This is a genomic window from Sphingobacterium sp. UBA1897 (assembly GCF_002337775.1).
In the GTDB taxonomy this organism is placed as follows: Bacteria; Bacteroidota; Bacteroidia; order Sphingobacteriales; family Sphingobacteriaceae; genus Sphingobacterium; species Sphingobacterium siyangense.
In genome coordinates, this window is record NZ_DDGR01000023.1 from 139,132 (window position 1) to 165,458 (window position 26,327).

The 26,327-nt window shown below is 42.1% G+C and carries 22 protein-coding genes and 1 riboswitch; of the genes, 11 read left to right on the forward strand and 11 right to left on the reverse strand.

Annotated elements, in window-relative coordinates; genetic code table 11:
* From B4N43_RS13930 to B4N43_RS13940, 3 genes are all read left to right on the forward strand, one after another.
* Entirely contained in the window at positions 1-2,352 is a 2,352-nt protein-coding gene (locus B4N43_RS13930; protein ID WP_286735359.1) for a glycoside hydrolase family 95 protein, read from the forward strand.
* Between the two features lie 110 nt (positions 2,353-2,462).
* Positions 2,463-5,639 carry a SusC/RagA family TonB-linked outer membrane protein gene (locus tag B4N43_RS13935; protein WP_286735360.1) on the forward strand — a complete coding sequence of 1,059 codons (3,177 nt, stop codon included), beginning with the start codon at positions 2,463-2,465 and terminating at the stop codon, positions 5,637-5,639.
* A gap of 5 nt (positions 5,640-5,644) precedes the next feature.
* A complete protein-coding gene (locus tag B4N43_RS13940) occupies positions 5,645-7,162 on the forward strand; it encodes a RagB/SusD family nutrient uptake outer membrane protein (protein ID WP_286735361.1) in 1,518 nt (505 codons plus the stop codon).
* A gap of 99 nt (positions 7,163-7,261) precedes the next feature.
* Here B4N43_RS13940 and B4N43_RS13945 read toward each other — a convergent pair whose 3' ends face one another.
* Positions 7,262-7,525: a 5-oxoprolinase gene (locus tag B4N43_RS13945; protein ID WP_070567048.1), complete on the reverse strand. Its 264-nt coding sequence runs from the start codon at positions 7,523-7,525 to the stop codon at positions 7,262-7,264.
* A gap of 67 nt (positions 7,526-7,592) precedes the next feature.
* Positions 7,593-7,686: riboswitch (SAM-I-IV-variant riboswitch) on the reverse strand.
* A 210-nt stretch (positions 7,687-7,896) separates the two neighbouring features.
* Here B4N43_RS13945 and B4N43_RS13950 point away from each other — a divergent pair.
* The 4 genes from B4N43_RS13950 to B4N43_RS13965 all read left to right on the forward strand — a co-directional run bounded on the left by B4N43_RS13950 (position 7,897) and on the right by B4N43_RS13965 (position 12,847).
* The gene (locus tag B4N43_RS13950; RefSeq protein ID WP_286735362.1) at positions 7,897-8,667 is read left to right on the forward strand and encodes a DUF3050 domain-containing protein; all 771 of its coding nucleotides are present in this window, start codon (positions 7,897-7,899) and stop codon (positions 8,665-8,667) included.
* A 264-nt stretch (positions 8,668-8,931) separates the two neighbouring features.
* On the forward strand, positions 8,932-10,209 hold the full coding sequence (locus tag B4N43_RS13955) for a TolC family protein (RefSeq protein WP_286735363.1): 1,278 nt from the start codon (positions 8,932-8,934) through the stop codon (positions 10,207-10,209).
* Positions 10,209-11,270 (forward strand): HlyD family secretion protein, encoded by a 1,062-nt coding sequence (locus B4N43_RS13960; RefSeq protein WP_286735364.1) that lies wholly within the window; start codon positions 10,209-10,211, stop codon positions 11,268-11,270. Before B4N43_RS13955 ends, B4N43_RS13960 begins: the two co-directional genes overlap by 1 nt.
* Positions 11,270-12,847 carry a hypothetical protein gene (locus B4N43_RS13965; protein ID WP_286735365.1) on the forward strand — a complete coding sequence of 526 codons (1,578 nt, stop codon included), beginning with the start codon at positions 11,270-11,272 and terminating at the stop codon, positions 12,845-12,847. The genes B4N43_RS13960 and B4N43_RS13965 overlap by 1 nt, the downstream gene beginning before the upstream one ends.
* Before the next feature lie 70 nt (positions 12,848-12,917).
* Here B4N43_RS13965 and B4N43_RS13970 read toward each other — a convergent pair whose 3' ends face one another.
* The 4 genes from B4N43_RS13970 to B4N43_RS13985 form a co-directional block, all read right to left on the reverse strand.
* Complete coding sequence (locus B4N43_RS13970) at positions 12,918-14,135, reverse strand: HAMP domain-containing sensor histidine kinase (RefSeq protein WP_236560265.1); 1,218 nt, start codon at positions 14,133-14,135, stop codon at positions 12,918-12,920.
* Between the two features lie 158 nt (positions 14,136-14,293).
* On the reverse strand, positions 14,294-14,974 hold the full coding sequence (locus B4N43_RS13975) for a response regulator transcription factor (RefSeq protein ID WP_115049995.1): 681 nt from the start codon (positions 14,972-14,974) through the stop codon (positions 14,294-14,296).
* A 204-nt stretch (positions 14,975-15,178) separates the two neighbouring features.
* Positions 15,179-16,465, reverse strand: a complete 1,287-nt coding sequence (locus B4N43_RS13980) for a sensor histidine kinase (RefSeq protein ID WP_115049997.1) — start codon at positions 16,463-16,465, stop codon at positions 15,179-15,181.
* A gap of 9 nt (positions 16,466-16,474) precedes the next feature.
* Positions 16,475-17,149, reverse strand: coding sequence for a response regulator transcription factor (locus B4N43_RS13985; RefSeq protein ID WP_115049999.1), 675 nt, complete (start codon positions 17,147-17,149; stop codon positions 16,475-16,477).
* A gap of 166 nt (positions 17,150-17,315) precedes the next feature.
* Between B4N43_RS13985 and B4N43_RS13990 the strand changes: the two genes are divergently transcribed.
* Positions 17,316-17,840 (forward strand): DinB family protein, encoded by a 525-nt coding sequence (locus B4N43_RS13990; RefSeq protein ID WP_115050001.1) that lies wholly within the window; start codon positions 17,316-17,318, stop codon positions 17,838-17,840.
* A 124-nt stretch (positions 17,841-17,964) separates the two neighbouring features.
* Here B4N43_RS13990 and B4N43_RS13995 read toward each other — a convergent pair whose 3' ends face one another.
* Positions 17,965-18,714, reverse strand: coding sequence for a hypothetical protein (locus B4N43_RS13995; RefSeq protein WP_070567022.1), 750 nt, complete (start codon positions 18,712-18,714; stop codon positions 17,965-17,967).
* Positions 18,715-18,959: 245 nt separating this feature from the next.
* On the opposite strand from B4N43_RS13995, the gene B4N43_RS14000 reads away from it, so the two are divergent.
* Positions 18,960-20,084 (forward strand): serine hydrolase domain-containing protein, encoded by a 1,125-nt coding sequence (locus B4N43_RS14000; RefSeq protein ID WP_286735366.1) that lies wholly within the window; start codon positions 18,960-18,962, stop codon positions 20,082-20,084.
* An 81-nt stretch (positions 20,085-20,165) separates the two neighbouring features.
* Here the strand turns inward: B4N43_RS14000 and B4N43_RS14005 are convergent, their stop codons facing one another.
* The 4 genes from B4N43_RS14005 to B4N43_RS14020 form a co-directional block, all read right to left on the reverse strand.
* Positions 20,166-21,062 (reverse strand): 3-hydroxyacyl-CoA dehydrogenase, encoded by an 897-nt coding sequence (locus B4N43_RS14005; RefSeq protein WP_115050007.1) that lies wholly within the window; start codon positions 21,060-21,062, stop codon positions 20,166-20,168.
* Between the two features lie 64 nt (positions 21,063-21,126).
* Positions 21,127-23,067: an oleate hydratase gene (locus tag B4N43_RS14010; protein ID WP_115050009.1), complete on the reverse strand. Its 1,941-nt coding sequence runs from the start codon at positions 23,065-23,067 to the stop codon at positions 21,127-21,129.
* A gap of 97 nt (positions 23,068-23,164) precedes the next feature.
* Positions 23,165-24,061, reverse strand: coding sequence for a helix-turn-helix domain-containing protein (locus tag B4N43_RS14015; protein ID WP_115050774.1), 897 nt, complete (start codon positions 24,059-24,061; stop codon positions 23,165-23,167).
* Between the two features lie 65 nt (positions 24,062-24,126).
* Positions 24,127-24,627, reverse strand: coding sequence for a GNAT family N-acetyltransferase (locus tag B4N43_RS14020; protein ID WP_286735367.1), 501 nt, complete (start codon positions 24,625-24,627; stop codon positions 24,127-24,129).
* A 217-nt stretch (positions 24,628-24,844) separates the two neighbouring features.
* On the opposite strand from B4N43_RS14020, the gene B4N43_RS14025 reads away from it, so the two are divergent.
* Together B4N43_RS14025 and B4N43_RS14030 are read left to right on the forward strand one after the other, a co-directional pair.
* Positions 24,845-25,297 carry a GNAT family N-acetyltransferase gene (locus B4N43_RS14025; protein WP_286735368.1) on the forward strand — a complete coding sequence of 151 codons (453 nt, stop codon included), beginning with the start codon at positions 24,845-24,847 and terminating at the stop codon, positions 25,295-25,297.
* Positions 25,298-25,316: 19 nt separating this feature from the next.
* Complete coding sequence (locus B4N43_RS14030; RefSeq protein WP_075993850.1) at positions 25,317-25,769, forward strand: VOC family protein; 453 nt, start codon at positions 25,317-25,319, stop codon at positions 25,767-25,769.
* Between the two features lie 16 nt (positions 25,770-25,785).
* Here the strand turns inward: B4N43_RS14030 and B4N43_RS14035 are convergent, their stop codons facing one another.
* Positions 25,786-26,325 carry a GNAT family N-acetyltransferase gene (locus B4N43_RS14035; protein WP_286735369.1) on the reverse strand — a complete coding sequence of 180 codons (540 nt, stop codon included), beginning with the start codon at positions 26,323-26,325 and terminating at the stop codon, positions 25,786-25,788.
* Positions 26,326-26,327: the final 2 nt, after the last annotated feature.

The following is a 26,327-nucleotide window of genomic DNA, read 5'->3' on the forward strand; positions in this document are numbered from 1 at the left end:
ATGAATAGATCATCAAAAATAAATCTTCGGAAAGGTCAGTTACTTTGCACGCTTGTGGTTTTCTTTTTTTCGGGCAACTTATTTGGGCAAGTGCAGGGGGGCAAACTTTGGTATCGGCAGCCGGCAAAACAATGGGAGGAGACCTTACCACTGGGTAATGGAAAAATTGGTATGATGCCCGATGGTGGATTGAAGAATGACCATATTGTGCTCAATGATATCACCCTATGGTCGGGAAGCCCTCAGGATGCCAATAATTATGAGGCCAGCAGGTATTTGGATAGTATTCGAAATCTGATCAAAAGCGGAAAAAACGACCTTGCTCAGCGTCTGATAGACCAGCATTTTATCTGCAAGGGCCCCGGATCGGGCGGTAAGCAATGGGGCTGTTATCAAGTGCTCGGCAATCTGATGCTTGCCTTTGACGGACAAACGGATCTCAACGCAGTGCAGAACTATCGCCGGGAATTGGATCTCGATAAGGCGATGGCAAAAACAAGCTATGAGCTCAAAGGCGTCAGGTATAGCCGCGAATATTGGACAAGCTTTGCTGATGACCTGGGCGTTATTCGTTTACAGAGCAGCAAAAAAGGACAGATTAGCCTGGAAATCAAGATTGACCGCCCCGAAAGGGCTACTGCCAAGACCGAGAATGGCGAGCTTATTTTATTCGGACAATTGGACAATGGTGTGGACGGTAAAGGAATGCAGTTTAAAACACGTGTCCGCGCGCAGATAAAAGGAGGGAAACAGCTGGTAAAAGGACAATCTATTGTTATTCAACAGGCTGACGAAGTGCTAATTTACGTGGCAACAGATACTGATTTTAAAGGTAAGGATTTTGAGCGTGCGACAGCTGAAACGCTAACAAAGGCGTTGAAAAAATCCTATAGCCAGCAGTATGCCGAACATCTACGAAACTACTTGGCAAAGTTCAACCGTTTGTCGCTCCGATTAGGGCAGTCGAAAGATGACTTACCGACCGATGAGCGTTTGGTGGCCTTTGGTAAAGAACCGGATCAGGATCCAGGATTAGCAGCACTATTCTATCAGTATGGTCGCTACCTTAGTATCAGCAGTACGCGCTTAGGCTTGCTACCACCAAACTTACAGGGCTTATGGGCAAATCAGATTCAGACGCCCTGGAATGGGGACTACCACCTCGATATCAATGTGCAGATGAACCATTGGCACCTCGGTGCGGCCAATTTGGGCGAGCTCAATGAGCCCTTGGTGGGACTTGTGGAAGGCCTTATGGCTCCGGGGGCAAAAACCGCGAAAGCGTATTATAACGCACCGGGCTGGGTAGCCCATGTGATCACCAATGTATGGGGCTATACCGAACCCGGAGAGTCTGCTTCCTGGGGCATTGCCAATGCGGGCTCGGGCTGGCTCTGCAATAACCTTTGGGAACATTACCTTTATACCGAAGATATGGACTATCTACGGCGGATATACCCGATTCTCTATGGGGCAGCACAGTTTTACTCCAGTGCTCTGACCGAACATCCAACCAAGGGTTGGCTGTTGACGTCCCCCTCTGTATCTCCCGAAAATTCCTTCAAGCTCCCGAATGGGCAGCAGGCAAATGTCACGATGGGACCAACGATAGATAATCAGATCGTACGCGAATTATTTGAAAATATCATCCATGCAGCGGGATTATTGGGCAAACAATCGGATCCTTTTTTAACGCAGGTTGCGGCACAACTGAAACGCTTAGCACCAGCTGTGCAGCTCGCCAAAGATGGCCGCATCATGGAATGGATCGAAGATTATGAAGAGGTGGATCCGCAGCATCGGCATATCTCGCATCTGTACGGTTTGTATCCGGGCTATCTGATTCGTTATGATGAACATCCAGATTGGCAGCTTGCCGCTAAAAAAAGCTTAGATGTGCGGGGGGATGATGGACCGAGTTGGGCTATTGCTCATAAACTACTCTTTTGGACCAGATTGCATGAAGGCGAACGGGCTTATAAATTATTTCGGCAACTCATGACCCCACGTGTCGATACACATATCAATTATGGCGCCGGCGGTGGTGTTTACGCCAATTTGCTAACAGCAGGCCCCCCATTTCAGATCGATGGTAATTTTGGTGGAGCAGCTGGCATTGCCGAGATGCTGGTGCAGTCTCATCAGGATACGGTGTATCTTCTACCGGCGGTTCCTCAGGCCTGGAAAAAAGAAGGCCGGGTGAGGGGCATGCGCATCAAGGGAAATCACACACTAGATATGGAATGGAAAGATGGTAAGATACTGAACTATCAGATTTATTCACCCAAATCACAACAACTTAACGTATGTATAGATCATAACTGGATCGCCTATCGTACAAAAGAAAAATAACTAAACATAGCGTCCTCAACCGAATTGGATCATGCAATTTTTTGCATGATAGGGGATGCTTTGTGTCAAAAATTTCAAGATAAAGCACCTTATAAACAAAAAAAGTAAATATGAAAACAGAAAAGACAAGACAATGGCCTTTGATCAAGGGCCTGTCCTTCGGTCCTGAGGCCAGTATAATGGCACTCTGTCTTTCGATAGCTGTACCCTATACGGGCTCAGCAGCATCACTAAGGACGACAGACCGTCGTTTTGCACCAACAGAAAAAGCCCCTTCCACCATCCTTGATAGGATAGGTCAACAGCGTACAATAAAAGGAAAAGTGCTGGACAATACAGGGCGCCCGCTACCCGGCGTGACAGTACGGGTCAAAAATACAACGCAGGAAACACAAACGGATCAGCAGGGGCAATTCGAGCTCAGCCTGACAGGTGGAACTGCCGTACTGACGTTCTCTTCACTGGGATTTGAAACCAGGGAAATGGCTATTGCTGCAAATGAGGGAACCGTGAATGTGCAGCTGAACGACGCTTCGTCGAGTTTGGAAGAGGTTGTTGTGGTCGGTTACGGTACGCAAAAGAAAGTAAACCTAACCGGTGCCGTGGCTACAGTGAGTGGCAAAGATATGATCAAACGACCCGTTGTCAATACAGCTTCCATGCTGCAGGGGGCAATCCCGGGCGTACAAATCAATCAAGGGTCGGGAGAACCGGGCAATGAAGGTGTATCCATCCGCATTCGTGGTAAGGGCACCTTTAGCGGTGCCGGATCGGATCCCCTGGTGCTGATTGATGGTGTACAGGGAAAATTCTCCGACGTCAATCCCAATGATATTGAAAATGTCAGTGTGCTGAAAGATGCAGCCTCCGCAGCAATCTACGGCTCGCGTGCAGCCAATGGCGTTATTCTGATTACGACAAAACAAGGGAAATCGGGAAAAACAACCGTTCAGTATGACGGAAATGTGGGTATCTATAAGCCCACGAAAATGTTTGATCTGATCACCAATTCGGCGCAGTATATGGAATTATACAACGAAGCACGTAAGAATTCCAATCTCAACGATGGTCTATATCCCGCCGATGTGATCGCTGCCTATCGCAATAGCAACGATCCTGTAAAATATCCAAATACGGACTGGCTGGGGCTTATTTTCCAAACGAAACCCACTTATACCCATAATCTCGGTATCCAGGGCGGAAACGAGAAGACAACCTTTAATGTTGGCTTGGGCTACGTCAATCAGGATGGAATGATCAAAGGTTTTAACTACGACCGTTATTCCGCCCGTCTCAATCTGACGACCAAAATCTCGGAAGGTATTAAATTCGGAACAAATATCTTGCTCAAAACAGGACATACCGAATCTATTCCAGGCGGATCCAAAGACCTGTTCCTATCGGCCATGTCGCAGGCACCAACCTATGGCCCATTTTTGCCGGATGGTAGCGGACGGTACACGTACAAAGCTTACGACTGGGAGTACAACAATAAAAATCCTATGGCCGTATTGGATCGGAAATTCACGTACAATACCGATGACTATGCAGCCAATTTACAAGCCTGGATGGAGGTACAGCTGTTTAAAGGTCTTTCCTGGTATACCAAAGGGGCCTATAATTTCAATATGGACAAGTACAAGGATTATAAATCAACGTTGGATGAATATTACTACCATACGGGCACGCTCGGAACAACACTGGATCTTGGAAAGGGCCTTACGGATCAGGATCAGCAAACAATATACACCAATTTATTTACTTACCTGAACTATGATCGCGCGTTTGGGGCACACCACCTCAAAGCTCAGGCCGGATATAGCATTGAAAAAAGTAAGTATACCTACCTTCAGGGCTTCAGACAGAATTTTGTCGACGATACGCTAACGGAATTAAATGCGGGGGGATCGGATATTCAACGGGCAAACGGAACCGCCAACCAATGGGCGCTGATCTCTTATTTCGGCCGATTGAACTATGATTATCAAGGGAAATACCTCTTGGAAGCCAATATGCGCTACGATGGTAGTTCCAAGTTTTACGGTAAAAACCGTTGGGCAGCGTTTCCTTCTTTCTCTGCAGGCTGGCGTGTATCGGAAGAGTCTTTTGTCAAGGAATTCGCTTCCGGTTGGTTGGATAATTTGAAGATCCGTGGATCCTGGGGCCAACTCGGAAATCAGAATACCGGCAACTATCCGTATCAACCCGTATTGGGACTTACCGGAAATTATTCTTTTGACAATAGTACGCTAAATTCAGGTGTTGCTCAACAGGGATTAAACAACCCGATTATCAAATGGGAAACAACAACGATGACCGATGTGGGATTGGACCTGAGTCTGTTTAAAAATTTAGATATCACCTTTGACTGGTATAAGAAGAGAACGACCGATATTCTAAGACAGTCACAGATTACTGCAATCGTTGGTTTGGGAGCACCTTATGTAAATGATGGAATTGTCGAGAATAAAGGTGTTGAATTGGGAATTACCTATCGTAATCAGATTACTACGGGAGCATTGGAAGGGTTACGCTATCAGCTAGGTGCAAACCTCGATCGTTTCAAAAACAAGCTGGTCAAATTTGGCGAGCCTGAAATCGGCGGCTATACGATCAAAAAAAATGGCTATGCGATGGACAGCTTTTATACCTACGAAGTCATTGGCATATTTCAATCCGATGCCGAAGTAACGGGGTCGCCTAAGCAGTTTAATGATAATACACTGCCGGGAGATCTTAAGTATCGGGATGTCAATGGGGACGGAAAAATCGATGCGAACGACAGAACAATTATTTCTGGTGTAGATCCAAAACTGAACTATAGCTTTAATCTAAGTGCAAGTTTTAAGGCTTTTGACTTTTCGGCTCTATTACAAGGAGTATATGGCGTCAAATCCTATGTTTCGGGCTGGGGCGTAACGCCATTTGTACAGGGTAGCCCGCCGACAAAAGATTGGTTAGACCGTTGGACACCTGAAAACCCTTCGACAACGATGCCCCGTATTTATTGGGGTTGGAGTGCTCCGGAGAAATTCAGCCGTGCTTCCAGCTATTTTATACAGGATGCTTCATACTTCAGATTGAAAAATCTTGTGTTCGGATACACTTTACCTGATGGGCTGTTGAAAAAATATAAAATTGAACGCCTACGGGTTTATTTTTCGGGTGATAACCTCCTTACTGCGACCAAATTTAAGGGCTTGGACCCTGAACGCTATGGAAATGGTGATCTGGTACAGTATCCACAAAACAAGATTTATTCATTTGGTGTACAAGTTAACTTTTAAGTGCTATGAAAAAGAAATTTATAACAGCGTTGATGCTATCCGGACTATTTTTGGGTTCCTGTAACAGTGCCTTGGACCTCAATCCTTTGGATCAGATTGCTTCGGACAACTATTTTAGCAAAAAATCGGATTTTGATAATGCCTTGGCCGGTGTATACGCGTCATTGCAGAGTGAGACGTTCTCCTATGGGATGCCTTTCCGGGACTGTCTGACCGACAATGGCTACAATCAGTTCAACTCAGGTAGCGTCAATGAAATCGTAGGTGGGAATTTAAATCCGACCACAGGGGGGTATGAAACCGGAATTTATAACGACGCTTATGTGGGAATAGGACGTGCCAATCGCCTGATCGAGAAGCTTCAGGGCTATAACGGCTCCGATATGAACGATTGGGAGAAGAAAAATATGGAGGCCGAAGCCCGCTTTATCCGTGCTTTTGTTTATTTCCAATTGTACAGTATTTATGGTGAGGTGCCGCTTGTGCTGACTTCCCTTAGTCTGGAGAATCAACGTCAGCCAAAGGAAAGTGCGGAGAATATCCTAAAACAGATTCGGGCTGATCTGGATTTTGGGATCGCTAACTTAGCGGCTAAACCTTATTTCAATAATGGGGGGCATGCGACCGCAAGTTCAGCAAAAGCCTTGAAAGCACGGGTTTTACTGTTTGCGGCTTATGGTGACAAAGGGGTGCCCGATTTAGCAATCTTGAAAGAGGTAAAAGACTTATGCACCGATGTCATGAAAGAGTATACCCTGAGTACGGCTTTTGAAAATGTCTTTCGCGATGCAACACAGAAGAACAATACCGAGATTATCTTTTCGGTCAATTTTCTGGCACCGAATAATACAGCCCCCTGGGACATGTACCTAGGCGATTGGATCGCTGCTTCACCTTTACAAAACCTGGTGGATACCTATGAATGCAAAGATGGTTTGCCTTATGGTGAATCACCCTTAACTGACCGAGCCAATCCCTTCAAAGATAGGGATCCGCGCTTGAGCAAAACAATTTTCGTGGATCATCCTGACTTTGGCGGCGGTAAGATCCATACACCGTCCAATCCGCGGCCTACAGGTTATGGGGTATTGAAATTTTTGGATCCGGCCAACTTACCTTTTGGCTTTTCAACATTGAGCCAACAGGATGCGGTTGTACTGCGGTTTGGGGAGGTGTTATTGATGTATGCTGAAGCACAAAATGAAATCGCCGGACCAGACCCATCGGTTTACGATGCCATGAATACCTTGAGAAGCCGCGTTCAGATGCCCGGGTTTCCTGCCGGTTATACCAAGGAAAAAATGCGCGACCGTATCCGCCACGAAAGAAGGGTTGAACTCGCTTTCGAAGGACTACGGCATTACGACTTGATTCGTTGGCATATCGCAGGCGAAGTACTCAATGCGGTCAAAGACAGTAAAGTGCCTTATCATTTTGAGGACAAATTTTACCGCTGGCCATTACCACAAACAGAAATTGAGAAAAGCGCAGGTGTGTTAATTCAGAATCCAAACTATAAATAATAAGATTATTGCCTTCTTTTAAATCGGCAATTTCCTAAACCAACCACAGCAGCGCGCACGAAGTCCTTTCGATGCGCGCTTTTTTTTTGCCGATAACGATTACTGTAAAGGAATCAGGACATTCTGTTCCAAGCGTACAGGGACATGCTTCACCGAGGTAAAACCGTCTTCCTTGGAAATGATGTTGGAAAGATCCAATCCTCTTTTGGAGAACGTACTGATCAAAGCTGTTCTAAAGGTTGCCTTGGCTGAACCCCAGCCTTGTCCCAAAATGGTGTCATTGTTGAGCTGTATCAGTTCATCTGTTGAGTAATAACTGAATTTTTCCAGTAAGTGTTGGTAAAGATTTGTTGTAGTAGCCATACAATTTAAAAATTTAAAGGATTAAACCATAAACTGTATCCAGATCTTGTTGGGGAAAATAATCGTTCAGCGACGTTTATTTTGGTCGAAACCCGTATTAATTTACCACCGCGGTGCCTGCACTCGGTTGGTATTGCATCATGCAATTCTGAATACTCTACAAATATAGTAGATTATTTTTTATAATAAAAAATATTTTTGTTTTTAAGGGTAAATGGGCGTTAGCAACAGGAATACGGAGGTCAAAAGCGAGGCGCGTGGTTGGCTGTGATTTGGTTATGAAGCGGATAGCTGGGCGAAAAATTTATCATGTTACTGTAATCTCATCGAAAATACTTTTAAAAATAGAGATAAGACAATACTTTTGCGCCATGAATAGAATTGCGGAAATTAACGAATACATTGCTGCCGAACGCGAGGTATTATTGCAACACCCTTTATATCGTAAGATCAAAACGATCAAGAATCTACGTTCTTTTACAGAAGGGCATGTGTACGCTGTATGGGATTTTATGTCTTTACTAAAAGCTTTACAGATTAAATTGACCTGTACGACTTTACCTTGGTTTGCGAGTGAGCATCCATCAACACGCTATCTAATCAACGAAATTGTATTGGCTGAGGAGTCGGATGAATACATTGATGGCCGCCGTTTGAGCCATTTTGAGATGTATCTGGACGCCATGGATGCCATGGGTGCCGACCTTCATCTGGTCAACAAATTTATTGCTCAAGCCAAAAAATCGAGCAACATATTCGATGTCATTGCAACGACCACATTGGACAAGCGGATCAAAGACTTTTTGAATTTTACATTCGAAGTGATTGCTGAGGGCGAGGTGCATAAAATTGCTGCAGCATTTACATTTGGACGCGAAGATCTTATCCCGGGAATGTTTACCTCTATTTTGGAAGAAATTAAAACAAACTTTCCTACAGCCAATCTGGATAGCTTTATTTATTATTTTCAACGCCATATTGATCTTGACGGCGACGAGCATGGACCGTTGGCGATGCAGATGATCACAGATCTTGCCAAGGACGATGAGGTTAAATGGACGGAAATGAAAGAGATCAGTAAAATTGCGCTACAAAAAAGAATCCAGTTGTGGAATGCAATAGAAGATTCCTTATACGGATAATCTATTATTATACCGTCGAGAAAGGCCTTTCAAATCATGATTTGAAAGGCCTTTTTTATGTGCTGTAAAAAAGGATATTGTAAGGACTTCTTGGCAGATATTGGTCTTTTTGTTTGAATTGATGAAAAAATGTCTTTTTTCCATAACATATTGGCGTTTGTGAAGAAATCCAAGTTCCAATAAGTGTCTAAGTTTGCAACGCAAAAAAATTACATAGCACACGTGAACTTTTTTCCTCCCTATTGGGCAAAAGGCATACTAACCATGGGATTGTTAGTATGCGCTATTTCGGACACCTTCGCCCTCGATTCTTTGCGTATGTCGCTGAAAGACATGATCGACAAAGCACTACAAAACAGTAAATACATCGAGCAGTCCTATTTGCAGCTCAAAGAAACTGAGGTGGCAGTACAGCAGCAACGCATGGAGTTGCTCCCTAAGATTTCCGCCAGAGCTTCTGCTAGTTATGCAAGTAATATGCCTGTATATGACCAGGGGCTTTTAAATAAACCTTCCCAGCATGATATTCTTCATTACTTGTACGATAGCGGCCTGGATTTTTATCTGAACCTCTACAATGGGCATCGGGACCTAATGAAAATAGAGTCCAAAAAACTGGAAAATGAGCTGGCTAGAATCGATTGGAAGAATGCCGCAGCACAGACGAAATTGGAGGTTTGCAATCTTTTTTTGGATTTGGAACTGTCGTATAGTAACCGATCTTTAATCGAGCAGGATATTGCTGATCAACGGGTACAGCTCAAGGAGATTGAGCATCTGTATAAGGCGGGCGTGGTATTACACAGTGACGTCTTGCGTATTTCGTTGGAACTTTCGAAGCGGGAACTGTTGCTCGTGCAGATCGGTCATGATATTCAGGCTGCAAATCAGAAGCTGCAGCTAATTGGCGGTATTACAGCAGAGATTATCCCCTTGACCGAACCTTTTAAAGTGGAAAGCCCCAGCTATGAAGCGCTTGTTGCCGAAGCGCGAAGCCATGCTTTTTCCCTTCTAAAATCCGAACAGGAAGTTGTTTTGAAGAAATTGTCGGTCAAACAGGCGCGATCAAATTATCTTCCTGAGTTGGGTTTGACCAGCACATTTACCTTTGCCAATCCACAGGTCTTCTTGTATCCCTATAATCCCAGCTGGTATAATCTGAGTATCACAGGGCTCAAATTAAGCATACCGATCTCGGCTATCTATCTCAATAAAAACGTGGTGCGCGGAGCACAGATCGCATTGGATCGACAAGAGGTAAAACACCATCATGAAGAGGAGATTCTGGAAAATCAGCTGTTACAGGCCCTGTTGGATTATCAATTGGCTATTAAGCAGCAGGACGTCTGTCAAAACAATAAGGCGTTGGCGCAGGAAAATGCACGAATTATAAAAAACAGGTATTTTAAATCATCGGCTTTGATTACGGATCTATTGGATGCTGATATGCAATACCTAAAAACACTTTTTGATCTTGAAACCGCACATATTGCGATACAGAAACATTATTATTTTATCGAATTTTTGAAGGGTACTATCTAATGAAACCTAAATCACGAAGAACAGTTGTGGAGGCACAACTCACTCGAATCACCAACTGGTTGGCCGGAATTGTCTTGTTGGCCTTGTTGTTATGGGGCGCTCAAGCATTATGGATGCGACTGCGGTATACCTACACAAATGATGCACAGGTAACACAGTATATCAATCCCATTGTTTCTCGGGTAGGAGGATATGTGGTTTCTGTGCATTATCACGATCATCAATTGGTTAAACGGGGTGATACCTTGTTGCTTATAGATAATAAGGAATATAAATATGAGGCTGATCAGGTAGCTGCATCCGTCAATAAGGAAGCTGCAGAGATCAATGTTCTTCATAGTCAAAAGGAAATTCTCCAGGCGGAACATGAATCTTTACGGACCTCAATTGCTGCCGGGGAGGCTCGGGTAACCAAGCAACAGTTGGAATATGATCGCTATAATTATTTGTTTCAGGAAAAGTCTGCAACGGCACAGCAACTGGAGGATGTAAAAGCAACGTTGGATGTGTATAAGAGTGAGCTGGCTTCGTTAAAGCATAAATTACAGGCTTCACAGGAGCGTGTGCATGATGTGGATATGAAAAAAGGTGTGGTCGATGCCGAACGTGTTCGTTTGACGGCTGCTGTCGGCCGTAAAAGGCTTGATGTTGGGTATACCGTTATTCGTGCACCTTACGATGGGCAGATTGGCAAACGCACGATTGAAAAAGGTCAAATGATAAGTGCTGGCGAAGTTTTAGGCTTTATCGTCAATAGAGAAACCCCAACCTGGGTAACGGCTAATTTTAAGGAAACACAACTGCGTTATTTGCATCTTGGCAATAGGGTTGAGGTGGTGGCTGATGCGTATCCGGATCAAAAATTTTATGGAAAAATTATTTCCATCTCCCCGGCTACAGGATCTGCATTCTCCCTTTTGCCACCAGATAATGCAACGGGCAACTTTGTGAAGATTGTACAACGCGTACCTGTGCGCATTGAGCTGGATAGGCAAAAGGGAGCGCAACAGCTTCTTTCGGGAATGAATGTGAATGTGTCGGTATCAAAAAAGCAGAACTAGTGAAAGGAATTTTTAAAGAATGGGTACCGGAGTGGTTGATCAAGCTTATCCTGTTTAGCAGCTTGATGCCGAGTATGGTCTTATTTTTCCTGCCAGGTGCAAATACAAATGTCACCGCTGGATTTTACGGTGCCCAACCCAGTGATGTTCAGTTCCTGATCATTTTGTTTTATGCTGGTTTTGTTGGATTCTACGTTTTAGAACGACGCTTTTTTTTATACTTTCCCATCAAGCAGTACTACATTATTTTTAATCTTCTGCAGCTATTGAATTGCTTTTTGATGTACAGCATCACCGATATCAGCTGGGTATATGGCCTGCGCTTTTTCCAAGGGATGTTGTTTGCTTCTGCCGTAAACTTATCGATCTCCATGATATTCTCACGGTTGAAAAGCGATCGGGCTAAGGAAGTAAGTTATGCTGTCTTTTTTGGTATGTTACTCTGCAGCTCCCCATTTAATACTTTCGTCACGGCTGAATTTATCGATTCATTCAATTTTGATCAGCTCTATCTATACGCTGCCTTATCATTTGTACCGGGTTTATTGCTCATTATGCTGTCGATGCGCTCTATACGGCATATACGCCCTTACCCTTTGTTTTCATTAGACTGGGCAAGCTGTATTTTCTATAGTCTTGTGATCGTCAGTTTTGGCTATTTAATGGTGTATGGACAAGAAGTTTATTGGTTTAACGATCAACATATGCTGATCATATTAGGGGTAGGTCTAGCGTTGCTTATTCTTTTTATTGTTCGGCAAATGGTGCTCAGGCGTGTGTATGTTCATTTGGCGATTTTTAAAAACAGGAACTTTCTCTTGGGCTTATTGATTTTGTACATGATGTATATCGAGCGCTTCTCCTTGACTATCTCAAATCAATATCTCGTACAGGTTATTCAACTCGATCCTATTCATTTGTCCTATATCCAGTGGTTTAATATTGCTGGTATTGTCGCTGGTGTTCTAGGCTCATTGTATTGGATGCTTGGGCAACGCCCCGTAAAATGGATCTGGATTTCGGGCTATTGTTGCTTGCTGCTGTTTCACCAATGGATGTTTTTCTCCTTTGAGGGGCAGGGTAATGATGCGCATTTTTGGATACCCTTAGTTTTACATGGACTCGGAGTAGGGATTATTATGGTACCCACCATCTTATTTTGCATTACCAGTGTCAGCCCTCAATTGGGGGCTTCTGCTGCTGCGGTCTGTCTTGCTATCCGATACCTGGGCTACACGAGCAGTATCGGTTTGCAGAATTTTTTCAAGTTGTTTGAATATGCCCAGCACCAGCAGGTTTTTAGGGACCAAACGGAAGTGGGCAATCCCTTATTTCGGGAGTACCTGCAGCAGGAATCTGTCAGCATTTTGCAGCATGGACTGCAGTATAAGGAACATACGGCAGCCTTAAAGCTCGTTGCTGAGCGGGTCAAGATCCAATCCTTTGTGCGCTATGCCATGGATTATTATGAGATCATGTCCATGATCAGTATCAGCATACTTTTGCTGATACTGATTTCGCCTTCCTTGAAAAGCATGTATAAAAAGTTGAGAAAAAACAGAATTTCTCCTGCTTAGCTGACAGTGCTACATTTTTCCTTTACCACAATATGCTGGTTAAGGAGACTTAAAAAAAAATAGCATGCTATCAGGATAGGGAACGATGTGAGATATCAATGCTAAAAACACTTCCAACGCCTTTTGCCGAGCGGACGGTGATCTCGCCTTGATGGAGAAGCACGATTTTTCGGGTAAGCGATAAACCAATACCATTTCCCTCGCTATAATCTTTGTTGCTTCCACGATAGAATGGTGTGAATATATTGGGCAGATCGACTGGGTCAATGCCTATTCCGTCATCTTTAAATTCCAGCTGAATTCTATTTTCATCCGCTTTGATAGCGATTAGGCATTTTTGATTGGGTGAAAATTTACAGGCATTTTCAATGAGGTTGACAAAGGCGACCTGCAATAGATACTCATTTGCATTGATGGATAGAAGTTTTTCATCTTCAATCGCCGGATCGACAAAAATGTCGAGTTTATAATTTGGACTTGACTGGAGAACCTGCTGGCATGCATCAATTAGTATTTCGTCTATACGTAAGGTTTTAAACGCGATTTCAGCACTGTCATAACTTGCTTTTGCAAAATCAAGTAAGCTATTAAATAACTTCTTCAGTTTTTGGGCATCATTTAGCGTATTGTCGATGACAGTTTTATACTCCACTATGCTACGGTCCTTATTGGCAGAAATCTCGAGTTCTGCAATCATGGCGGCCAAGGGTGTTCTTAGCTCATGCGAGATATTGGAGACAAAATGCTTTTGGGCATCAAAGGAGTTCTCGAGGCGGTCGAGCATCGCATTGAATGTGCTGGCCAATTCGGAAAGCTCGTCTTTATTTCCGCTACTCGTAAGCCTGGCATCCAAACTTGTCGCAGAAATGGTTTTTACACGTTGTGTCATTTCCAGGATAGGTTGAAAGACCTTTTTGGAAAAGAATATTCCTGCTGCATAGATCAGAAATATAGACAAAATGAAAACCAAAAAAATGGTAGATAATAGACTATTCAGTTTATTGTAGCCGTATTGATCATAGGCTGCGGCTGTGATGATGTAAGTTTTGTCTTTATATGGAAAGGTTATGCCGATGACCTGCCATTTTTCCTGATAAAATCGTATCTCTTTATTTTTGAGAATATCCTGCAGCATGGCTGGTGTCTCTTTGACAAAGTCGATATCTACGGCATCATGATACAAGAGATCAAAACGGGTGTCGTAAATTGCAACCTCGACTTCGTTGAGGATTTTTCGGTTGTTGTGGTAGATATCTTCTAAGGTCTTTTTGTCGACTTTTGCATTCAAAAAAAGGTTTGCTTTGGTGTAAGCTTCTTTTTTCTATAGGGCGTAAAACTCTCTTTCCCGATTCTCCACCGCTGAAAAATATACTGTACAGGCAAATACCAGCAATATGGTGGCTGTAATCAGCGTGAATAATATGGAGATTCGTGTCCTGATCCGCATTAGTCCTGTTTTAGAATAAAGCCCATTCCGGATCTGGTATGGATATATCTGGTTGCAAAATCTTTGTCGATTTTTTTACGTAGATAGTTGATGTAAACATCAATGAAGTTGGTTCCGGTGTCGAAATGTGTTTCCCACACTTTTTCAGCAATTTCCATTCTGGAAAGGACACGCTCGGGATTTTGCAATAAATAATGGAGTAACTTGAACTCTTTGGGGGTCAAATGGATTTCGGCAGTATTCCTTTTGACGCTTTTGGTATGGAGATTCATTTCCAGGTCTCCATAACGCAAAATTGTTCCTGTGAAAGTATCTTGTTTTTGATATCTTTTGAGCAGGACTCTGATGCGGGCTAGGAGTTCGCGCATTTCAAAAGGTTTGACCAGATAGTCATCCGCTCCGGCGTCAAAACCCTCAATTTTACCGTCTGAAGTTCCTAATGCTGTTAACATGATAATGGGAACATCGGGTTTGAGATGACGAATTTCTTTGCAGAGATCCAATCCATCCATCTTAGGGAGTACGATATCGGTTATGATAAGATCAAAGTCGTGTTGTAAGACCATTTTCTTTCCAGATATGCCGTCGTAGGCAATAGCTGTTTGAAATTCATTTTCATCAAGTCCGCGTTTGATCAATCCTGCGACACGTACGTCATCTTCGACTAGGAGAATCTTCATATAAAGAAAAACGTTAAAAACTTCGATAAATCGAAATTTATCTATGATACCAAATCATGGGCCATCCATGCATTGTCCCTACAAATGTATCAAACTAAGCTAAATTTACACGGATATGCAAATAAAACTTTCTACACGGTCCTGCGATGACATCACTTACCTAATGTCTGTTATTGATCGTAGAATAGGACTACTTTTGGAATTTTAAAAATGAATGGAAAAAATATGTTGATTATTTTCAAATTGATAATCAACAGTCCAGCCTTGATACAGGGCGATTTCGGTAATAATTGCCAATCCTAAACCGCTGCCTTGGCTGTTTTTCGAGAGTTTGGAAAACCGTTTGAATAAAAGTATTTTATCTAAGGGCATTGAACCGGGGTTATATACCGTTAAAGAAGTTTGATTGAGATGTACAGCAATTGTATCGTTGGCATTGCTGTAACGTATGGCGTTCAGGAGTAGGTTGTTGATCAGGATTTCGGTCAGACTGCTGTTTCCTGTCAGCAGCACCGACGGTTGGATCTCCTGTTGCAGTCGTAGCTGTTTTAGCTCCAGATGTTCTTGCATGACTTCAATACTTTGTGTAACAAGCGAGTCTATACTGATTTTTTCCGAATGATCGAATTGACTGTTGTCAATTTTGGCGAGCAGCAGCAGGTTGCGGTTGATTCGCGTGCTACGTGAAAGCGCTTTATGCATATCTTCAAAGAGCTGGTACTGCTCATCACTTAGATCAGGGTACTGCAATAAGATATCTAGCTTATTTTTTAGGATTGCCAAAGGTGTTTGCAATTCATGAGAAGCATTTTCAGTGAATTCCTTTTGTGATCGGTATACGGCCAGGTTTTTTTCAAGAAGCTTGGATAAGGATTGATTAAGCTCATGGAACTCTATGGTGTCCGTTTGCTGAAAGTCAACCTGTTGTTGACTATTGAGATTAAATGCCTTCAATTTATCAACGGTATCTCGAAATGGTTTCCAGAGCCTAAGTGATATTTTTCTGGAGATAATAAGTAAACCAATGACCAAGATAACAAAGAAAAACAGTGTTGTTGCGGCAATGGCGGCAATAGTCTCTACGGATTCCTCAATATTTGTTTGTACAGTAAAACGATAAGGCGCACCATTGATCTGAATAACAGATGATAAGCATCTAAATCGGTCAATTGTCTTTGGCTCGACAAAACGCTGCGGTTTTTCGATGGTATACACGCTATCTTGCAATAAATCGCCCGGTTTTACGCGATGTATATTGGTTTCAGGTTGTATGTTATTCCATAAAGCGATGCTGGCTTGGAGGCTGTCTTCGGACAGTTTTAAACTGTTCAGCTCGTAGGTTGTTTTCTTGACGATAATTTCGTTATGTTCGTCTAATTCACTTTTCCATATTCCGTCGATTACAAAATAATAAACAGGAATACTGACACCTAGTACAATCAATACATAGAGTAGAAATGGGGTCGTTATTTTGCTCAGTAGGGGTTTCATCTCACTATTTTAATTTTCCCATTTGTAGCCCGTACCGTATACCGTTTTGATATAAGATTGACTTCCGGCGTCCTGTAGTTTCTTTTTTAAATTTTTGACATGGGCATAGACAAAGTCATGGTTGTCGAGCATATCAGCAATGTCGCCGGACAAGTGTTCTGCTAAGGTACTTTTTGAAATTACTTTATTTTTGTTGCCAATAAAAAACATCAGCAGATCGAACTCTTTTTTTGTCAATACAATAGGAAGATTATTGACAATAACTGTTTTTGCAAGTAGATCAATCTGTATTTCATTTTGCACAACAATATTTGAGCTATTGAATTGTTTGCGACGGATCAAGGAATAGATTCGTGCTGTGAGCTCAGATAAATGGAAAGGCTTCGTTAGATAATCGTCGGCCCCCAGTTGTAGTCCATGAATTTTGTCGTCCAATGCATTTTTTGCAGAAATGATGATCACACCGTCCTGCTTTCGCTGCGTCTTCAACTCTTCGAGTAGTTTCAGACCATTTCCATCTGGTAGACCGATGTCCAGTAAGATACAGTCGTACTGGTATAACTGAATTTTGTCTAGAGCATCCTGTAAAGTTGGCGCAAATTCGCATAAATAGTGTTGCTCGCTAAGGTATGTTGCGATGCTTTTGGCCAGCTCCAATTCGTCTTCTATGATCAAAATCTTCATGTGGTAAAGATAGAAGTTCAATTTAGTAGAAATTTAGAATTTATTTCGCAATGATCTATCAATTTTGTTCATTTTTATTTCTTGTCCTACGACAAGTGTAATCGCTATTGAAACGTGTAATTTTAGTATAAATCAGTTATTTAGTATTTTAAAAAATCAAAACGATATGGATAAACCGAAATCATTAAAATTAGAAATCATCATTCCTGCTTATCGTATGCACAGTCAAATTTTTCTGAACGCGTTGGATGGCGTTTCGGAAGAAGATGCATTAAAACGAATTGATGGACAGACCAACCATATCGTATGGATGGCGGGTAATTTTGTAAATGTGCGTTATGCTATGGCTCATGTTCTTGGCCTTCAGGAAAATGATCCTTACCATGAGCTATTTTTTATGGGAAAGACACTCGATGAAAGTTATCACTATCCCAGTGTGCTGGAATTAAAAGAAAATTTTAAATCGATATCACCGAAAGTCTATGCTGCTTTGCTGCAAGTGGACGATACGCAGCTGGCTGAACTATTTAAGATTAATATGAATATCCCTTTTATTGAGGAGGACAAGCTAAATTTCATTGGGATGTGTATCGGACGGGAGGATTATCTTGCCGGTCAGATTGCCTTGATGCGAAGGTTGCTGCACTATCCAGGTATGAAATACGATATTGACGAAAAAATCCAGTACTAAAAATAGAGACTCAAGATCGGCCGCTGCTTAAAACGTCCGATCTTGAGTTTTTTAAGTATGGACCTAGCCGCATGATCTGTCTGCGCTGAAAAGTCAATACGTTGGTTATACCTAGAAATAAGGCTTACTCGCTACCTTTTATCGTCAATATAACACCTGAATATTTCTCGTGGTCTTTACCGATATAGAGCAGATCGACTTTTTTTGTCGCAGCATCCTCGAGCTGTTTTTTCAATAGATTTAAATCCATTTTTTCTGTTTTTTCCTGCCATTCATCGGTCGATTGGGGCCTGAACGAAGCAATGTTCTTCATGTCAAAAAGTGCCGAATTTGTGTCGAGCTGCTTTGAACGATGTATAAAAACAGTGTCGCCCACGATTTTATCTATTTTTATCCAACCTGCAGGAAGTCCATTTATACTGTTACCATCCTGATCGGTAAAAAAAGTAGCGCCATAAAGCTGGCCTGCCTTTAGTTGCTTCAAATTATCAATCATCTGACCAACTTCTTTTTCCCGTTGTTGATTTCCCAATTTATTCTTTACCCCATAAATGACTGCCCAGATAAGGATTGCCGCAGTGACAATTAGAAATCCTTTCCATAACTGAAAATAGGGGATGCTATACTGACTTTTGAACGCTTTGATCTCTGCTTTTAATTCATCTGAATAATTCCGTGCGTGAATCAATTTTCCTTGTTCGTCGTAAAGTCTGGAAAGTTTGACAAATCCACCGCCAAAAGGTAGGCCTATAAACCGACGGGCTGGCGTAATAATCTGCAAGGTGAAATTTCTTGGCGCGTTTTCTTTTTTTAAGGTCGCTGTTACCGTTTTTTCTGCTAATACAAAGTCGTAGATACTGAAAATAAAAAACATAGTCTGTCGTGATTTTTTAATGAAGAACTGAGGGAAGGATTCCGGATCAGTTCGGCTTCATGAGAAATGAAGCATGAAAGCAAAATTAAAAGAAATAAATAAAAATCAATAAAAACACCCGCGCATTGCAAGAAAATTTCGATTTTTGAAGGGTACATTTTTGAAAAGCAATAAGATCAAATTGATTTAATACGCTGTGCCTTTCAGGAGGCTGACAATATAAACCGAAATGTACTGTATAAAATATGATAAACCTAAAACTGAGTTTTATTTTGATCTGTGTAACAAGTGTTGTTATGGGACAAAAAATGGATAAATCAAAATTGGATAGCACCATTGCAGGCTATTATAAGGACCCGGCAGCTCCGGGGATTAGCTGTGCAGTTAGCCAAAATGGTCGTCTTATTTATCGTTATGCAATTGGACGTGCAGATTTGAAGGAAAAGCGTGCAATCACATCCAGCTCACATTTTCGCCTGGCATCGGTAAGCAAACAGGTGACTGCACAGGCGATATATACCTTAGTGATTCAAAAGCGTTTAAAACTAGACGACCCATTGTCCCTTTTTTTTAAAGATCTGCCAGTCGCGCTGAAAGGTATTACTGTAGCACAGCTTCTGCAACATACATCCGGAATCTGGGACTATGAAGAGCTTATACCGAAAGAAAGGAAAGATCAGGTATCGGATAAGGATGTGCTGAAGTATATCCGGCAGACTGATCCTTTATATTTCCCTTCGGGAAGTCAATTTCGCTATAGCAATACAGGCTATTGTCTTTTATCGCTGATTGTCGAGCATGTTGCAAAAAAATCCTTTGCTTCCTTTGTCAAAAATCACTTGTTTGAACCCATAGGCATTAGCAAGGGATTGGTATATGAACCGGGCACGACGGTTGATGAACGAGTCTACGGTTATCATCCGACAGAAGGCTCCTACCTGTTTGCCGATCAGAGTGTGACAAGTGCGACACAGGGGGATGGGGGTGTTTATCTATCTGCGGATGAATATCATACATGGGCCAATTTTTTGGTAAAAGATCGGTTAATACAGCCGGGACTGGAGCAATTGTTCGATCAAATGGCCTACCCGGTAAAGGATGGAATAGCGTATCATTTCGGATGGTTTATTCAAAAAAATGCAGGCCATAAAATCCTGTTTCGTTCAGGTGAATCTACCGGGTTTCATCATATCGTATATATCGATGTACAGAAAGACCTTGTGGTTTCACTTTTTAGCAATCGTGATGATTTGATGATCGGTGAAGCATTTGATGCCATCCTTAAAACAATGGGTATCAGCAAACCGGTATTGAATGGACAGCATCGTTCAACTTTTGCATGGTTGAACGGAGTATATGCGAATGAGTGAAAGAAGGAAGCGGATTGAAATAAGCATAAACACTAAATCGTCACCGCTCCACCTGCGACGATTTAGTGTTTATGAAGAGACCTACTTTAAAAAGTCGGGCGATTGATAGGCCGGATTGGGATAGGTATAGAACCCTTCCCCAGTAGCGACGCCCAATTTGTTTTTGTCTATAAAATGCTCTTTGAGATAGGCCACTGTTTTGATCTTTAAGGGATCATTTGTTGCATCGGCGCTCATTTTATTGATATTATAAGCTGTTGTGATGCCAACGATATCGAGTATGCCGAAGGGGCCTGTTGGCGCCCCAGTGGCAACCATCCAGGTTTTGTCGATCGTTTGGGCATCCGCCACTTCGTTGACCAAAAGATCTGTTGCCGCCGAAAGTAATGGGACAAGTAAGGAGTTTACAATATAGCCAGGCTGCTCCTTGTGCAGCGGGAGGGCAACCATGCCAATGGATTTTGCAAAGTTTACAACCTGCTCAAATACAGTTTTGTCTGTACCCGGATGGCCCATAATTTCTGCTGTATTGTGCTTCCAGATTTCATTGGCAAAATGTAGCGCCAGGAACTTCTCTGGACGGCCGGTTTCTTGGGCAAATTGACTTGGTAGCAAGGTTGAGGAGTTTGTGGCAAAAATGGTTTTCTCCGGAGCCACTTTCGCTAACTCCTGATAGAAGCCAATTTTAATGGCTGGGTTTTCGGGAACGGCTTCGATAAGAAGATCTGCGTTTGCTACCGCCGCGGCCAGATCTGAACTATAACTTAGCCTGTCAAAGGTTGAAGCCAGTTGTTCTTTACTCGCATGAAGATCTTTCTCGAATGCCTGCGCCAAAATATCAAATTTTGCTGCTGCTTTTTTTAATACATCGTCGTTGATGTCGTATACAGTGACATGATAGCCATGAAATGCTGTTTGGAAAGCGATTTGATAGCCTAAAACCCCACTGCCAGCTATCGTTATATTTTTAAAGTCCATGATGTTATTGTTTTTTCAATTCGTAAAAATCTGCGCCACGGAATCATGGCGCAGGTTGTGATCCCTATCCTTTAATTCCTTTTAACCAATCTTTGAATTTGGTGATCTGCTCTGTCAGGAAAGATTCATGGTCTTCTTGTTCCTCAGAACCGATAGGCAGGATATGTTCAAAATAAGTGCCTTTTAGCATTTTACGTAGTAAGCCTTCGCCCACAAATGGTTTGTCATCATTTAATGTTTTGGCTGCTTTCAAAAGATGGCGGATGTCGTATTGTAGGGGATTAATATCCGGAACCTGCTTGTTTAAGTTCAGCAGTTCGTATACCGCAATACGTGCGGTACGTACCGAGCTTTCCATGGTAAAGACAACGTCATTGTTGGTTTCGACAAACTGACCGATCAAGCCCAGGTTTTTACATCCTTCAGGTACGACTCTCGGACGGTCGCCTTTTGCTCTTGGCATAAACATCGAGGTGATGTAAGGCATAAATGTCGTACGTACAATCGTATTTTTGATAACATCGTCCAGTTGATCAATAATGCCCAAATGGTGACATAGTTCGGCTAAAATTTCATCTCCAGTACATTGTGGCATTGGCTTTTTGATGTAATTTCCTTCTTTATCCATAAATAAGGCATATACCCATAAGACAAGAACATCATCCGGTTGGCCAGGGAAATGTGGCTGTCTATTACAGGTGAAACTCATCAGCCAATCAGAATCGGTAATGGTAATAATACCGCCAGTGACTGTTTTGCCGGAATAAGGGTCATTGACAGAATATTCTTTTAGTTTTTCGACTAAAGCCGAAGGTTTACATGTCAGGGTCGCAGACTCCCATGCTGATTTTTCGATGTTACTGCAGAACTTTTCGGGTTTACCAAAGATGGCGGATTTGGCAGCCAGATTTTTCCAGAGTTTCCAGCCTGCACTTTGACCGCTGCTGCTGTTGTCGATAGCGATGATCGGTGCATTTTTGTTGTCGCCGTAGAAGGTATCTTCTGTCATTGATCCAGTTGTCACAATGACGAAGTCGTCTTTTCCGATTGGAATTTTTACCTCTTTACCGTCTTGTTCTGTAATCAGGGCCTCCACAACTTTTCCATCGGTATTGCTTTGGATATCCAAGTCTTTGACTAACACATTGAATCGAATGTTTACACCTTTGCTTTGGAGTACTTTGCGCAAAGGGGTCACAAAGGTGTCGTATTGATTGTATTTCGGGAATACGAGTGATGAAAGATCATTCAATCCGTCTATCGCATGTAAAAAGCGGTGCATGTACAATTTCAGCTCAAGTAAACTATGCCAGTTTTCGAAAGCGAACATGGTACGCCAGAAGGTCCAGAAATTGCTGGATAAAAATGACTCGCTGAAGTAGTCTTCGATGGTTAAGTCATCTAAATCTTCTTTATTTTTGAGGAGCAATCGAATGATGGCCAGCTGATCCATTTTGCCCAATCCAAACTTGCTGAAGTCTTTTATCTCACCAAGTTTATGAATAAGCCTTGCTTTGGAGTAGTTGGAGTCGTTGTCATTGATCAAACGGTACTCGTCCAGAACACTGTAGGGGGCAGGCATTTCCAATGCAGGAATGTCCTGAAACATATCCCAAAGATTTTCGTAGGTCATATCCATTTCCCTACCACCGCGGATGACATAGCCGTCGGTTGCATTACCGGCGCCATCTAACGAGCCGCCTTCCACATGGAGCTGTTCAAGGAATGTGATGTTTTCAGCAGGAACATGACCATCTCGGATAAAATAGTAGGCTGCAGACATCCCTGCTATACCGCTTCCGACGATGTAAATTTTACTGTCTTTATATGATTTTGGTGGAATACCTTTATTGCGTTGATAATTTCCGATCTGATCAGAAAAGGGCATCGATTTTTTCGGTGTGTTACGTTGTTGTTCTTTGCTTGAATCGGGTTCATGATTTACATTTCCATATTCAGCAGATGCATTTAATACTTTGTCGAATTTTGAGGTGATTTCTTTCATGATTCTTATGTTTTTTTAATTGTTGAGTAAAGTTACAAAGACCACCTTAATCATTTGTGCCCTCAAATTCGCTATTGTTCTACCGAATTTCCTCTTTCTACATATTTTGTCGCTTTCGGTACTCTGATGGCGATAAGGTGGAGTATTTTTTGAAAAAACGACCAAATGCTGAGATGGAATTAAATCCGATTTCATAAGAAATTTCTGAGATAGTCTTTTCGGGATTCCCGAGCAGCACATAGGCTTCTTTAAGCACACGCTCATCAATAATTTCATGTGGTGTTTTACCTGATGCTCTTTTAACAATCTGAATGAGGTATTTGTTTGAAATAAATAACTGGTCGGCGTAATATTGTACTTCTTTGTATTGATTGCTATGTCGCTGAACCAGGTCTGTAAACTTATAGAACAGGTTGTTGGTCTCTTGTACACTTTCCGTTGTATTATGGTCTTTAGAGACCAATTCGTCGGCGATCTCTAACAGGAGATTAAAGATGATCGTGCGGATGATATCTGCTGTAAAATGTGTTGTTCTTAAGGTAACTTCTTTGAAGTAGTCCATTAATTTTAACAGCTTGTCAATTTGTTTATCTTGGGAGCTGACAATGGTAAAGGTCGAATTTTTAAAAAGCCCCAGTTGTTCGATAAAGAATGGATTGACAATATGTTTAAGCAGGAATGCTTTGTCAAAAAAGAGTAGCTTCATTCTAAAGTCGGCGCTGACCTGCGAAAACCGGATAATTGTTGTTGGGGCGGATATGAGGATATGGTTTGTCGAGATATGGTATTCCTGATTGTCTACCTGAATATTTATATCGCCCGCTGTACAGATACAGATGGCATAATAATCAATACGAAAAGCATTGCTTGGGTATTCAAAAATCGGATTTCCAGAAGAAATATAATAGGGGCGGTGGCAATTTACGCCAAAGAATGATAAGGTATCTTGAAGACTTTCGTGTGTATTATAAGTTGTTTTTACCTTAAACTTCATTGACTTTTTGTTCGGTTTGGGCATATACAGTTCCTATTGTTTTTACTAATTCGAATGGGCTTTGTTTATTCGGATGCTGTCCGTTTGAGCATCAGTTTTTCTGTGGCAATATTGTCTTCTTTCCCAACGAAGAAACTTTTGAATCCAAATTTGCTTAGTAATCGTCTCGATGCGGTGTTATCGGGATCAATGATACCAATCACATCTTTATCCGGATTTAATGTTGTGGCAAGGGTTAGCATCGACTCGCAAATCTGTGTTCCCAGCCCCTTTCCCCAATGTTCTTTGCGCAGCAAATAACCAATTTCGAATACACTTGGATCTTTTTTATAATTAACAAGCTTACAGTCCCCCAAAAGCTTTAGCGTATCCGCTTCGATTACTTTAAAATAACCTAAATCAGGATGCTGGTTGATCTCGAGAATCGAATCGAACTTTTTCCGGGCCTGTTCTTTGGACAATCCTTTACCAGTAATGTATTTCATGACATCATCCCCTTTAACCAAGTCGTGGAAAGCGTCAAAATCTTCCGGGAGATATTTTTTAAATAGAAGTGTGTTGTACATGGCTAATGCGTTTATTTACAAGATAAGGTTGTTTTCTCTGAAATCAAATTATCGGAACCTAAATCATCATCTTTCTGTCTTATTTAACTTTTTCATGATTTTAGTTCTCCAATTTAACTTACATTGCCTTTCTGTAAAGCGGAAGGGAAGCTTTTATAAGAATGCCATTCCGTAGCGATACGGTGTAAATAAGAATTTTTAGAGGGAGATAATCGTTATGGAAATAAGAGCGGCAAGTGAAGCCGACTATGCGGCAATCCTGCGCATTTGGGAAAATTCGGTTCGGGCAACACATGATTTTTTGAAAGAGGAGGATCTTCAGTTATATAAGAGACTGATCCCAACCGAGTATTTACCACAATTAAAGGTATATGTCATCGATGATGAGGGACAGCCTACTGCTTTTTTCGCTGTCTCCGATGATAATCTAGAAATGTTATTTGTGGATTCAGCCTACAGGGGAAAAGGTATTGGGACTGTGGCACTACAGTATGTGCTGGATAAGCTCCAGGTGTATAAAGTTGATGTCAATGAGCAAAATCAGCAGGCTGTTGATTTTTATCTGAAAAAAGGATATCAGCTTATCGGACGCTCAGCTGTAGATGGTATGGGCAAATCCTATCCGATCTTGCATTTACATCACGAGCGCGCTATCAATGGATTGAAATAATTTTAAAATGAAATAACTTATGATACAAGGTTTATACGAAACGCATATTCAGGTGCGTGATTTAGCTAAATCGGTCGCATTTTATACGGAGGTATTGGGATTACGTGTGGCACATCGCGATCCGACACGTCCTATTGTTTTTTTATGGATTGGAACCGGCAAAGACTATATGTTGGGCCTGTGGCAGGAAGAAACAAACTTTCAACCGAGACATTTTGCTTTTAGAGCGGATAAAGAGGATATCTTGAACTATGCCGTGGACTATCTGAAAACACGTGACCTGACACCTTATAATTTTTTAAAGGATGGGATCGAAGCACCGATGGTCTTTGCATGGATGCCGGCATTGGCCATTTACTTTAATGATCCGGATGGCAACCAATTGGAGTTTATCGCAGTTTTGGAAGGGGAGGGCAGGCCCGAACTGGGCGTGCTGTCTTATGCCGATTGGATCAATCGTACGACACAATAAGTCGCGAAGAGACGACTTATTGTGTTGAATCCCATTCTTCGGCAAGGATTGCAAAGACCACATCATCTTCCCATTGACCGTTATGGAAATAGCTTTTTACAAAATGAGCTTCCTTTCGGAATCCCAAACTTGTTAAAAGCTGCATGGATGCCTTGTTTTCCGGAGCTACCGAGGCCGTGATCCGATGTTTATGATACTGACGGAAAAGGGTCTCTATAACTGTTTTCAGTCCTTCTTTGGCATAGCCCTGTTGCTGGAATTCTTTTTTTATGGTACAGCCCAATTCCACCTGCAGGTGTTCAGTACCAAAAAAGTGAACGCCAATATCGCCGATTACTGCGTTTGCTATTTTGTCGGTCATAACGAGCTGAAACCAGGACTCTGGAAGATTGAATGTGCCCGGATTTTTAGCAATAAATGCATCGACTTCTGCCAAAGAGTCTGGAATCCAGCCCTGGTATTTATTGGTTTCTTTATCCGAACGGTAACCGAATACGGCCTGACTATCCTCCGCCATAATGGGGCGAATCGCTAATCTTTCTGATTCAATATGCATGA

Coding starts and splice junctions, on each gene's coding strand:
- B4N43_RS13930 (WP_286735359.1), top strand. CDS start 1: ATGAATAGATCATCAAAAATAAATCTTCGGAAAGGTCAGTTACTTTGC.
- B4N43_RS13935 (WP_286735360.1), top strand. CDS start 2,463: ATGAAAACAGAAAAGACAAGACAATGGCCTTTGATCAAGGGCCTGTCC.
- B4N43_RS13940 (WP_286735361.1), top strand. CDS start 5,645: ATGAAAAAGAAATTTATAACAGCGTTGATGCTATCCGGACTATTTTTG.
- B4N43_RS13945 (WP_070567048.1), bottom strand. CDS start 7,525: ATGGCTACTACAACAAATCTTTACCAACACTTACTGGAAAAATTCAGT.
- B4N43_RS13950 (WP_286735362.1), top strand. CDS start 7,897: ATGAATAGAATTGCGGAAATTAACGAATACATTGCTGCCGAACGCGAG.
- B4N43_RS13955 (WP_286735363.1), top strand. CDS start 8,932: ATGGGATTGTTAGTATGCGCTATTTCGGACACCTTCGCCCTCGATTCT.
- B4N43_RS13960 (WP_286735364.1), top strand. CDS start 10,209: ATGAAACCTAAATCACGAAGAACAGTTGTGGAGGCACAACTCACTCGA.
- B4N43_RS13975 (WP_115049995.1), bottom strand. CDS start 14,974: ATGAAGATTCTCCTAGTCGAAGATGACGTACGTGTCGCAGGATTGATC.
- B4N43_RS13980 (WP_115049997.1), bottom strand. CDS start 16,465: ATGAAACCCCTACTGAGCAAAATAACGACCCCATTTCTACTCTATGTA.
- B4N43_RS13985 (WP_115049999.1), bottom strand. CDS start 17,149: ATGAAGATTTTGATCATAGAAGACGAATTGGAGCTGGCCAAAAGCATC.
- B4N43_RS13990 (WP_115050001.1), top strand. CDS start 17,316: ATGGATAAACCGAAATCATTAAAATTAGAAATCATCATTCCTGCTTAT.
- B4N43_RS13995 (WP_070567022.1), bottom strand. CDS start 18,714: ATGTTTTTTATTTTCAGTATCTACGACTTTGTATTAGCAGAAAAAACG.
- B4N43_RS14000 (WP_286735366.1), top strand. CDS start 18,960: ATGATAAACCTAAAACTGAGTTTTATTTTGATCTGTGTAACAAGTGTT.
- B4N43_RS14005 (WP_115050007.1), bottom strand. CDS start 21,062: ATGGACTTTAAAAATATAACGATAGCTGGCAGTGGGGTTTTAGGCTAT.
- B4N43_RS14010 (WP_115050009.1), bottom strand. CDS start 23,067: ATGAAAGAAATCACCTCAAAATTCGACAAAGTATTAAATGCATCTGCT.
- B4N43_RS14015 (WP_115050774.1), bottom strand. CDS start 24,061: ATGAAGTTTAAGGTAAAAACAACTTATAATACACACGAAAGTCTTCAA.
- B4N43_RS14020 (WP_286735367.1), bottom strand. CDS start 24,627: ATGTACAACACACTTCTATTTAAAAAATATCTCCCGGAAGATTTTGAC.
- B4N43_RS14025 (WP_286735368.1), top strand. CDS start 24,845: ATGGAAATAAGAGCGGCAAGTGAAGCCGACTATGCGGCAATCCTGCGC.
- B4N43_RS14030 (WP_075993850.1), top strand. CDS start 25,317: ATGATACAAGGTTTATACGAAACGCATATTCAGGTGCGTGATTTAGCT.
- B4N43_RS14035 (WP_286735369.1), bottom strand. CDS start 26,325: ATGCATATTGAATCAGAAAGATTAGCGATTCGCCCCATTATGGCGGAG.